This window comes from Luteibacter sp., from assembly GCF_009912395.1.
Classification (GTDB): Bacteria; Pseudomonadota; Gammaproteobacteria; order Xanthomonadales; family Rhodanobacteraceae; genus Luteibacter.
Genome location: NZ_WNDO01000026.1, coordinates 73,468 through 84,107, shown reverse-complemented (window position 1 = coordinate 84,107; position 10,640 = coordinate 73,468). Strand labels below are relative to the sequence as shown.

Here is a 10,640-nt window from a genome sequence, read left to right as displayed (position 1 = left end):
GCGCGAGCACCGCGCCCTGTTGGAGCAATACGCTTTGATCGCCAGCATGAGTGCCAGAGGCAACTGCTACGACAACGCAGCAATGGAGAGTTGGAACCACAGTCTGAAGGTCGAGGCCATCCATGGTGAACACCTCGCCACACGGGAGCAGGCCAAGGCTCATGTGTTTGACTACATTGAGGTTGACTACAATCGGATCCGGCTGCACTCGACCCTGGGCTACCTCAGCCCAGAGCAGTACGAGCTGGCCAATGTCGCTTAGATAGGTGTCCGTAAATCAGGGGCAAGATCACCGTGATCTGCGGTGACGGGACTAATGATGGCCATCATGGTGTCGCGCGCAAGCGCGCTCTTACAGGGATGGCTAAGGTTTGGTTTTTCCCCGCGACACCGCGACACCGTTGGAAGGAGCCGTCGGGCCGGGGCCGTGGCGCGGATTGCGTAACCGAGGGTGGGTGGGAGGACAAGACCGCGCAGCGGGGCCGGTCAGGATGACCGGCCTTCTTCGCCGAGGCATGGAAGCCGAGTCGAAGAATCCCGCCCACCCGCCCGGGCCCGAAGGGGCGAAGCCATAAGACATGGGCCGCGCAGCGGCCAACCTTTCCCGAGGGACGGTGAAGCCGGAGCGACGCGGCCCCGGCCCGACGGCGCCTCACCGGCACGTCCGAGCGCCGCTGCGAGGCTGAAGGCGAGCCAAACCTACGAAGCGGCTGTACGGCGCAAGCCGTTAAAACATGGATCGCAAAGCGACCAACCGATTCCGAAGAACGGCGAAGCCATCAAAACATGAGCTGCGCAGCAGCTAACCGCTTACGATGCGCGTATCGATTTCGCCAGCCATCACCCCATGCCTGACGTGACCACCTTCCTACGCACCGCCCACCGCTGCCTGCTCGTCGCCCTCGCCCTGCTCGCGAGCGGCTGCGCCATGGTCAAGGTCAGCTCCGTCGCCTCCGCCGACTACGTGGCCCAGCGGCGCGGCGACATCCTCACCTCGCGGCACCTCAGCAATGGCACCGCGGAAGCGCTGCGCACCGCCGGGCTGTCTGTTCGCCCCTGCGAGCGCGATGCCCTGCCCTGCATCGACGCGCTGATCCACGTGACACCCATGGACGAAGAACGTCGCCAGTCGGCGCTCGCTGAGCTTTGGCTCGTCCGTGCGCGCGCGGTCACCGGCAAGGGCCTGCCGAAAGGCCAACTGGGCCCGGATGCGCTCGGCGCCTATCTCGAAGCCGCGCGCCACGCCTACGCCTACCTGTTCTTCAGCGAGCGATCGTCCTCCGAGCGATCCTTCGAAGATCGCCAGACCCAGGTGCGCGACTACTACAACTACTCGGTACAGCAGCTCACCATCGGCGTCACCCGCCTGCCCGATCCGCCCCATGCCATGCCCGAACAGCAATCGACGGTGACCATCGGCGACACGACCGTGCGCGAAGACGTCAGCGCGCTGTCCTGGGCCAATGCCCAGCCGCGCGATGTGGTGCCCGCTTCCGCGCTGCGCTTCGTCGGCATCCGTAGCGTCTACCGTCGCGACGGCCTCGGTGCGGAACTGGTCGCCGACCTCGGCGACGCGTCGAACAACGCCACCTTCAGCGCGATGCCGACGCCGTCGGCCACCGCCTTCCTGCGCTTCGACGGCGACACGCTGGACGAGGTGCTGTCGAGCCGGCACGCCACGCTCGCCGGTTACGACCCGTATCGACAATCCACCGTGCAGGTCGGCGCCACCACCGTGCCGCTCGCCGCGAACTTCACCGCCGGCTACGGCCTCTGGCTCGCCCACTCCGGCTTCGCCACGCAATCGCTACGCACCCTGTTCGGCCGTCTGCAAGGCATCGACAAACCGCATGTGTACCTCATGCAGCCCTACGATCCCGATCGTCGCGTGATCCTGCTGCTGCATGGCCTGGCAAGCAGCCCGGAAGCCTGGGTCAACGTCGCCAACGAAATCCTCGGCGACGAACGCCTGCGCCGGCACTACCAGGTGTGGCAGGTCTACTACCCCACCAATATGCCCATTCCGCTGAACCACCGCGAGATCCGCAAGGCCTTCCTCGACACGCTGCGCTACTTCGATCCCGACGGGAACGCCGCCGCCTCGCGCGACATGGTGATCGTGGGCCACAGCATGGGCGGTGTCATCGCGCGCCTGATGGTGTCCTCGTCCGGCGACGCCGTGTGGAACGGCATCGTCGAAGGCGACACCAAGCGGCGCCAGCGCATGGAAAAGCACGCCGACAAGCTGAAGCCCTACCTCGAATTCCAGCCGATGCCGCAGTTCACGGAAGCGATCTTCATCGCCGCGCCGCATCGCGGCACCGAGTTCGCCGGCAACAAGCTCGCGCGCCTGATCGCCAACCTGATCCGCCTGCCGCCGGCCGTGCTCACCAGCCTCGGCGGCATGATCGCCGACGTGAACGGCATGGGTAAGGACGCCCCCAAGGAGGGCGTGCGACTGGTACCCAACAGCATCGACAACCTCAGCGCCGACGACGCCTTCATCCGCGCCGCCGCCAACCTGCCGATCTCCCCGGCCGTGCGCTACCACTCGATCATCGCCCGGCGCTCGGCTGAGGGCCCGCTCGACGCCAGCGACGACGGCCTGGTGCCCTACTGGAGCTCCCACCTCGACGGCGCGGCCTCCGAAAAGGTCATCGTCTCGGGCCACAGCGTGCAGGAAACCCCGGCCGCCATCCTGGAAATCCGCCGGATCCTGGACGAAAGCATCGACCGTGATCGCGCCACGACAAGCCCGGCGACACCTTAATACATCTTTTCATCTCGATTGAAGGATATATACTGCGGCGAACCGACCGAGGTAGCCCCATGCCCGCCATCAGCTTCGAATTCTTCCCGCCCAAGACCGACGAGCAGCGCGACCAGCTCGACAAGACCGTGCGGAAGCTGAAAAGGCACTCGCCCGACTACGTCTCGGTCACCTTCGGCGCGGGCGGCTCCACGCTCAGCTACACCAACGAGACGGTGAAGAGCATCCGCTCCGTCCACGGCCTGTCGGTCGCCCCGCACCTGTCCTGCATGGGCGGCACCCGCGCCGAGATCAGCGCCCTGCTCGACGAGTACAAGGAAAGCGGCTGTCGGCGCATCGTGGCGCTGCGCGGCGACCTGCCCTCGGGCATGGCCTCGCCCGGCCACTTCCGCTACGCGGCCGAGCTGGTCGCCTTTATCCGCGAGCACTACGGCAACCACTTCCACATCGAGGTGGCCGCCTATCCGGAAATCCACCCGCAGGCGGAGAACGCCCTGGTCGATCTCCAGCACTTCAAGGCCAAGTGCGACGCCGGTGCGGATGGCGCAATCACCCAATATTTCTACAACCCGGATGCCTATTTCCGCTTCGTGGACGACGTGACCAAGCTCGGCGTGACTATCCCCGTGGTGCCCGGTGTGATGCCCATCGCCAATTTCAGCCAGTTGCGCCGATTCTCCGAGCAGTGCGGCGCCGAGATTCCCCGCTGGATCGTCAAGCGCATGCAGGCCCATGGCGACGACACCCAGGCCATCCGCGAACTGGGCGCCGACGTGGTGGCCGAGCTGTGCCAGCGCCTGCTGGACGGCGGCGCCCCCGGCATCCACTTCTATACGATCAACCGCGCGCGGACCACGGAAGCCGTGCTGGAGCGCCTGTCCTGACGCAAACGTGCGCGCCGTCACCCCATGACGGCGCGGCGCACGGGATGATGGCTGCTCGCGCCACCACCCGTGCCATCGATTGAAACGTGCCATCTTCCTGCTCCTGCTGCTGCCCCTGACGGGCGCCGCCCAGAACGTGATCCACCGCTGCCTCGGCAAGGACGGCAGCCCCGTCTACAGCGACCAGCCCTGCACGGCCGTCGGCGCCACGTCGCTGGCGCCTCCACCGGCCAGCAGCGCCGCGCCCATCGGCATCGACGGCACCCCCACCGCCGAAATGCTTTGCGCCAAGGACCTTGGCGAGTTGCGCGAAGGCCTCGCGCGGGCCTTCGCCAGCCACGACCCCAACCGCGTGGGCGCCCTGGTGCTCTGGAATGGCTACGGCAGCGCCGGGGCCGTGGAGCGCCTGCGCCAGCTCGACGGCGTGGTCCGCCAGCCGGTGCTCTCGATCCGGGGCGACGAAGCGGGCGGTCTGGACGTCGTCACCGGCGGTCCGGGCGGCGATGCGTCCAGCCGGCACATCCGCTTCGGCGTGGCCCGCGACTCCGGCTGCCTGTGGTTGCGGCCCCCGGCCTGACCGCCCCGCGCCACCATCCGGCCACGCACTGACGCGTCGCGCCATGTGCCGCCGGGCGGCAGCCGTTATCATGAGCGGTCCCCTACGGAGCGAACACATGTCGCAGAACTACCCCGAATGGATCTGGCAGAACGGGCAGATCAAGCCCTGGCGCGATGCCACCGTCCATGTCATGTCGCACGCCCTTCACTACGGTTCCTCCGTGTTCGAAGGCATCCGCAGCTATGAAACGCCTGACGGCGCGGCGATCTTCCGCCTCACCGACCATCTCAAGCGTCTGTACCTCTCGGCCAAGATCTACGACATCGAGATTCCCTACTCGATGGACGAACTGGCCGAAGCCTGCCGCCAGGTGGTGAAGAAGAATGACCTGAAGACGGCCTACCTGCGTCCGGTCGCCTTCCGCGGCCTCGGCGGCTTCGGCCTCTCGGCCGAATGCCCCACCGACGTGGCCGTGGCCACGTGGCACATGGGCCCGTACCTCGGACCCGAGGCGCTTGAGAACGGCATCGATGCCTGCGTGTCGAGCTGGCAGCGCTTTGCCCCGAACACCATCCCGGCCGGCGCCAAGGCCGGCGGCAACTACCTCTCGGGCCAGCTTATCGCCCGTGAAGCGCGCCGCCTCGGCTTCGGCGAAGGCATCGCGCTGGCCTCCACCGGCCTGCTGAGCGAAGGTGCCGGCGAGAACCTCTTCCTGGTCTTCGACGGTGCGCTGCACACGACACCGGCCAGCGCCTCGATCCTCACCGGCATCACGCGCCACACGCTGATGACCCTCGCCCGCGAGGAAGGCTACGAAGTGGTCGAGCGCGACCTGCCGCGCGAGTACCTGTACCTCGCCGACGAGATCCTGATGTGCGGCACCGCCGCCGAGGTCACGCCGATCCGTTCGGTCGACGGCAAGAAGGTCGGCAGCGGCAAGGCCGGCCCGATCACCCGTCGCCTGCAGGAACTGTTCTTCGGTCTGTTCAACGGCAAGACGGCCGACCGCTGGGGTTGGCTGGAACCGCTCTGAGCCCCCTCCTCCGGCACGCACGGACGCGCTAGCATGCGCCTGCCGACGCCGCCCGCTGGGCGGCGTCGGTCTTTACAGGGGATCTACATGCACAAAACGCTTTTCGCCGTCGCAGTGGCCATCCTGGCCGGTGCCGCCACGGCACAGGACGCACCGCCTCCCAGCGACGACATCGCCGCGCACGATGCGCGAGTCGGCAAGCCCATGTTCGTCGCCGCGCAGGATCTTTCCTCGCTGCACCACTGCGAACGCCTGCTACGCGTACGCAGCATCGATGGTGACGACGCGCATTTCTACGCCAGCTGCCCTTCCGGTGGTGCGCCCATCGAAATCCATTGCAACGGCACGAGCTGCCATGAGGCGGCGCCGCAGGGGTAGCCAGGTTTCCGCGTCACCGCGTTGTTGGCTTATCGCGCGCAAGCGCGCTCCTACAGTAGGAGCGCGCTTGCGCGCGATGCTTTTATCAGTGGCAGAAACCGTTCGGGTAGCTGGACGAGTGGTAGGCGTACAGCCAGCTCGTCTTGCCGCCGTCGTTGGCGATGTTCCAGCCGTTGCCGATCGAGCCGATGGTCTTGTTCAGCGTCTGCGAACGGGTCAGCACCGGCGTGGTGAAGTACTTGTCGGCGTCGGCTTCCACGCGGAACGACAGCTCGGCCAGCGCTGGCGTCGCGGCGCCGTCGACGTACCACAGCGTCAGCGTGAACGCAGCCACGGACTGACCGATGTCGGACGTCGGGCCATCGTATTCCTGCTGCGTGATGGACACGCCAGCCACCTTCGACAGCGAGGCCGACGAGATGTCCGACAGCGTCGATGCGCCCGGGAACTGCGTGATCAGCTCGGACACCTTGGCCGGCGTGGTCGAGTAGTTCTGCTTGGTCGAATGCGACAGGACGAGGTTGCCCGGCGTCACGTCGGTTTCGAACTTGGTCTTGGCCTTCTTGCCGGCGCCGGTGACGTCGGTCCAGTACGACAGCTCCTCATCCACATGGCGGAACTTGAACTGGATGTCCGAATGCGCGCCCGCACGGGTACGCACCGAGTAGCCGCGATCCATCAGCGAGCAGCTGCCGGCGGTGTCGTAGTAGGCCAGCGTGTCGCGGTCGCCAGCGCTGAAGCCGCCGCTGATCGTCTTGTCGAAACCGAGGTTCGACAAACGCACCGAGAGATCCTGCAGCAGGTTCGCCGCGGCCGACGACGGGTTGCTGGCGAAGCGCGAAGGATCGACCAGCGCCTTGTATTCCTTGCTGTCGACATAGGCCGGCGAATTGGCCTGGGCAGCGACGGAGCCGAACAGCAGGCTCGCCGACAGGAGCGAAAGAACCGTACGTTTCATCATGCTCGAAACCTTCAGCGTGGTTGGGAAGCGTTGGCGGCCGGGCGGCCGGGCAACGTCAGCCGGTAGACGAGGACGCGGCTGTCGTTGTCGATGGGCGAGTCGCAGCGCTGGCCATCCATGACACAGTGCTTGGCGATGAAATCGTTGTCGTTGTCGACCAGCAGGAACCAGTCGTCCGGATGCGCGGCGTCGAGCGCCGGCAGAAGGTCCATGGCTTCCCACTTCTCGGACATCTGCGCGAGGCCATCCTTGCCGGCCTCCAGGCCGAGGCCGAAGCGCTTGAGGTCGTCGGGATCGAGCAGGTTCACAAAAGGCTTGGAGGTTGCCTCGTGGATATCGCCACGCAGCTTCCCTTCCCCGTCGATAACCGGCACGGTCTCATTTTCGTAGCGGGTCCCGGCGAGGTTGGTGGCGCCATCGGTATCCACGAGCAGCACCTGCTTGAACACGATCGGCTTGCCGCCGTCGGCACCCCAGCCGTTGCCGTCGCGCGCCAGCATGAGGAAGCGATGGTCGTCGAGCACGCGCACTTCGCTCTGTGCCGCCGTGCGATCGGGTTTGCCGTTGGCACCCTTACCGTCGTATGCAGGCAGGCGAACCACATAGTGGCCTACCGGTTTCGCCGGCGTGGCGTTCTTCGACACGTCGTAGACCAGCACACGAGTAAGCGTGCGACCCGAGGCGTCACCCGGTGCGCTGTCCTGCACGAGCGCGCTTTGCAACACGACGAACAGGCGCTTGCCGTCCGGCGATAGCGCCATGCCTTCCACGCCCTGATTGTTTCGGCGGCCGGTGGCCGGCGGACGCAGGGACGTGAAATCCGGCTTGCCAGCCTTGTCGAGCGGACGCACCGCCTTCGGCGGCACGACGATACCCGTCAGGCGCCCCTTCGCATCGAAGCGATAGACATTGGCCGCGTACTCGTCGCCGATGTAGAAACCGCCGTCATGCGTGAACTGGAGCGATTCGGCGTCGAGCGAAACGTGGCCCGCACCGATGCCCTTGGCCGGAGACGGAAGGACGATGCCCCGCTCCGTACGCACGCCCTGTGCGGGCTCGGCACCGGTAAACGGCTTGCCGTCGAAATCCTTCAATTCACGACCGCCGTCCGGAACGAGACTCACCGTACCCCGTTGTAGGAGCGCGTCTTGCGCGCGATCCCCGGCTGCCGAGACGCCCGGTCGCGCGCAGGTTTCAGCCCCGCAGGACGAAAGCGTCATCGTGAAACGGAAACGATGCAAACGCCCGCGGTAATCGTAGAACTCGTTGTGCTCCGGATCGTTGCGGCCGCGATCGGGCAAGGTCCACAGCACACCGGTATAGGTGTCGCCGTCACGCTTCCACGTGCCCGGCTCGATCGACAGCGACGAGAACGAACCCAGCGTATCGCCGAGGAAATCCACCGTGCCCGCCGGCAACGAGCCGGCGGCGACCAGGCCATGGTCCACGTAGGTGACACCGCCGTCCTCGACGCTGCGCGGCAGCGGCGAGGTGGCGATGTCCGGTTTGCGCACCTCGAGGGACTGCGCCGCGGCGCCTCCCGCGAGGCCCATGGCGATCAGTCCCGCGAAGAGTGCGCGCATCAGAAACGGACATCCAGGTTGGCGAAGACCTGGCGCGGCGCCGACGCATGGAACACGTAGGCGGTGCCGTTCGGATCGCTCGGCCCGAAGGCGCTGGAGTCGAGGTTGCTGGCGTAGCGCTTGTCGCCGAGGTTGGTGACGTTGACCGAGAGGCGGACATCCTTGGCGACCGACACCGGACCGAAGTCGTAACCGCCCGACAGATCCCACGTGGTGAAACCGCCGAAGCCCTGGTCGTTGGTGTAGGTGTAGTAACGCTTGCCGGTGAACTTCCCGCGCAGCGACGCGAACCACGGGCCCTGGTTCCAGTCGATCTGCGTCGCGAAGAGCTTGGTCGGTGTGTCGGTCTGGATCTTGCCGCGGGTGTGCTGCACGACACCGGCCTGCGTGTAGTCGCTGGCGTAGGTCGAGCGGTTGTACGAGACCGAGTTGAACCAGCGCAGGCTTTCGATCGGCGTCCAGACGAAGGTCAGTTCCACGCCGCGGCTGTTCACTCCACCGACGTTGTAGAAACGGTTGCCGCAGGTCGGGCCCACCGGCTGACGCGAGTCGCAGGGGTTGTACTGGAGCAGGCGGTTGTCGAAGCGCACGTTGTATGCGGCGACCGACGCGGCGATCTGGCCGGCCTCGATGCGATAACCGGCCTCCAGGCTGCGCGACTTCTCGGGCTTGAGCGAGGCCTGGCTATCCCAGATGGCCTGGCTGACGGCCTGCGGACCAAGCTTGAAGCCGCCCTGGAACATCGCGATGTTCTTGGCGAAGCTGGCGAACACTTCCTGGCCTTCGGCGAGCTTGTAGCGCACGCCGAACTGCGGCAGCAGAGCCTTGCTGGCACTGAGCTTGCCGCTAGCGAACTGGTTGTTCGACGTGGGCACGATAGGCTTCTTGGCCACACCCGGAAGCGCCTGTGCTTCGGAGGTGATGTGCGGGCTCTTCACGCCCACGTCGACGGTCAGGCTGTCGTCGAGGAAACGCATGGTGTCCTGCAGGAAGGCCTGGCGCGTGTTCCACACGGTGCGCTGGTCAAACACACCGAGGTCCGGCTGCGTGTCGATCGGCGCGCTGAGGTCGCGCGGGCCGATCACGTAGCTGCTGTAGCGCGAGGCGGTCGAGATGTTGTGCTCGTACCAGACGCCGCCTTCGATGTGATGGTTGGCGATGTCCCAGCCGGCCGACAGCACGGCACCCGTGCGGTTGATCGTGTACAGCGTGTTGCGGAAGATGATCGGCAGCTGTCGCGCGGTACCCGGGAACGAGTACGTGCCGCTGTTCCAGTTATGGCCCTCGCCCGCATCCTCGTGGTGATAGACCTGGGCGTGGATGTTCACCGAATCGCTCGGGAAAAAATCGCCGGCGAGGTAGTAGACATCGTCATCGCGCAGGATCTGGCCGGCGGTGAAGGCGCCGTCCGCATCGGTATCCGCGCCGCTGCGATCGCAGAGCTTGGCATTGAGCGTGCCGCTGTTGCAGTACGCCTTGGCCACCGCCTTGTTCCAGTTCGGCGCGTAGCCACCCCAGTCCCAGCCGAGGCCACGGGCCATCTCGCTCTTGGACAGGTAGAAGTAGTCGGCCTGCGACGTGCGCGAGGTATCGGCGAACGCGGTCAGGCGCGCCCAGTCGAAATCCCACACGGCCTTGCCGTTGAACTGCTTGGTGGTCGACTTGTTGTAGGCGGTCTGGTCGTTCCACAGGTCCGACGTGGTGCGCGCGCCGGAGAGGTACATCGAGAAGCCGTTGTACTCGCCCGTGTCGAAGCGCGCGTAGGTGCGACGGTTCTGGTCGCTGCCGACGGTCTGCGTGACGCGACCGCCCATCTTCATCAGCGGATCGTTCGAGGTATAGGCGATGGTACCGCCCAGGTTGCTGGTGGACGGCGTGCCGAGGTTGCCGATGCCTTCGGAAAGTTCGGCACCTCCGAAGTTCTCGGAGATCAGCGCGCGGTTGATCGAAAGGCCGTTGTAGTTGTTGTACGCGCTGTCGCCGAGCGGCATGCCGTCCAGCGTGTAGCCCAGGCGCGTGCCGCTGAAGCCACGCAGGCTGAGCGTCATCGACTGTTCGTTGGCACCGAGGGCGTCCACCGACTGTGCGTTCACACCCGGCAGCACGTTGAGCACCTTCTGCAGGCTCGTGCCCGGCGGCAGCGCCTTCTGGTCGGCGGCGCGCAGGCGCTGCACCTGGCGGGTTTCGCCGGAGCCGATCACCGAGACGGTATCGAGGTCCTGGGCCTTGTCACGACGCACCGCCGTGGTGGTGTCGGCCGGAGCGGCGGTGTCGGTGTCCGCGGCGTAGGCGGCGGAAGCGAAGGCCATGCCGAGCGCGGCGGCCAGAACGGTCTGCTTGAACAAGAGCTGCGTCCTTACACGATCGGACGCGTCGCGGCGTACCTCCCCTGAGGCCGCCCATCACGCGCCGTTGAAGGCCCGCATGTTCCTGCGATCAAATGAAAGCTTCATGACAACTTCGATGACACTC

General features: G+C 66.1%; 9 protein-coding genes. 6 read left to right on the top strand and 3 right to left on the bottom strand.

From position 1 onward, the window contains the following. The 6 genes from GAK28_RS19815 to GAK28_RS19790 form a co-directional block, all read left to right on the top strand. A partial coding sequence (locus GAK28_RS19815; protein ID WP_291774508.1) for an IS3 family transposase occupies positions 1–262 on the top strand: 262 nt, incomplete at its 5' end. A gap of 585 nt (positions 263–847) precedes the next feature. Beyond that, positions 848–2,770, top strand: a complete 1,923-nt coding sequence (locus GAK28_RS19810; protein WP_291783470.1) for an alpha/beta fold hydrolase — start codon at positions 848–850, stop codon at positions 2,768–2,770. Positions 2,771–2,829: 59 nt separating this feature from the next. Then, on the top strand, positions 2,830–3,654 hold the full coding sequence (gene metF / locus GAK28_RS19805; protein WP_291783468.1) for a methylenetetrahydrofolate reductase [NAD(P)H]: 825 nt from the start codon (positions 2,830–2,832) through the stop codon (positions 3,652–3,654). A gap of 79 nt (positions 3,655–3,733) precedes the next feature. Then, the gene (locus GAK28_RS19800; protein WP_291783465.1) at positions 3,734–4,231 is read left to right on the top strand and encodes a DUF4124 domain-containing protein; all 498 of its coding nucleotides are present in this window, start codon (positions 3,734–3,736) and stop codon (positions 4,229–4,231) included. 97 nt (positions 4,232–4,328) lie between these two features. Next, on the top strand, positions 4,329–5,246 hold the full coding sequence (locus GAK28_RS19795) for a branched-chain amino acid transaminase (protein ID WP_291783463.1): 918 nt from the start codon (positions 4,329–4,331) through the stop codon (positions 5,244–5,246). Positions 5,247–5,333: 87 nt separating this feature from the next. Next, positions 5,334–5,624, top strand: a complete 291-nt coding sequence (locus tag GAK28_RS19790; protein ID WP_291783461.1) for a hypothetical protein — start codon at positions 5,334–5,336, stop codon at positions 5,622–5,624. Between the two features lie 85 nt (positions 5,625–5,709). On the opposite strand, the gene GAK28_RS19785 is transcribed toward GAK28_RS19790, so the two are convergent. The 3 genes from GAK28_RS19785 to GAK28_RS19775 are packed head-to-tail and all read right to left on the bottom strand — an operon-like array spanning position 5,710 to position 10,477. Continuing rightward, positions 5,710–6,585, bottom strand: a complete 876-nt coding sequence (locus GAK28_RS19785; RefSeq protein WP_291783457.1) for a hypothetical protein — start codon at positions 6,583–6,585, stop codon at positions 5,710–5,712. 11 nt (positions 6,586–6,596) lie between these two features. After that, complete coding sequence (locus tag GAK28_RS19780; RefSeq protein ID WP_291783455.1) at positions 6,597–8,168, bottom strand: esterase-like activity of phytase family protein; 1,572 nt, start codon at positions 8,166–8,168, stop codon at positions 6,597–6,599. Continuing rightward, the gene (locus GAK28_RS19775; RefSeq protein WP_291783480.1) at positions 8,168–10,477 is read right to left on the bottom strand and encodes a TonB-dependent receptor; all 2,310 of its coding nucleotides are present in this window, start codon (positions 10,475–10,477) and stop codon (positions 8,168–8,170) included. Before GAK28_RS19775 ends, GAK28_RS19780 begins: the two co-directional genes overlap by 1 nt. Positions 10,478–10,640 lie beyond the last annotated feature (163 nt).

What these genes read in the sequence shown, in the direction of transcription:
- GAK28_RS19810 (WP_291783470.1), top strand. Translation starts at nt 848, where the DNA reads ATGCCTGACGTGACCACCTTCCTACGCACCGCCCACCGCTGCCTGCTC.
- GAK28_RS19780 (WP_291783455.1), bottom strand. Translation starts at nt 8,168, where the DNA reads ATGCGCGCACTCTTCGCGGGACTGATCGCCATGGGCCTCGCGGGAGGC.
- GAK28_RS19785 (WP_291783457.1), bottom strand. Translation starts at nt 6,585, where the DNA reads ATGATGAAACGTACGGTTCTTTCGCTCCTGTCGGCGAGCCTGCTGTTC.
- GAK28_RS19795 (WP_291783463.1), top strand. Translation starts at nt 4,329, where the DNA reads ATGTCGCAGAACTACCCCGAATGGATCTGGCAGAACGGGCAGATCAAG.
- GAK28_RS19775 (WP_291783480.1), bottom strand. Translation starts at nt 10,477, where the DNA reads ATGGCCTTCGCTTCCGCCGCCTACGCCGCGGACACCGACACCGCCGCT.
- GAK28_RS19790 (WP_291783461.1), top strand. Translation starts at nt 5,334, where the DNA reads ATGCACAAAACGCTTTTCGCCGTCGCAGTGGCCATCCTGGCCGGTGCC.
- metF (WP_291783468.1), top strand. Translation starts at nt 2,830, where the DNA reads ATGCCCGCCATCAGCTTCGAATTCTTCCCGCCCAAGACCGACGAGCAG.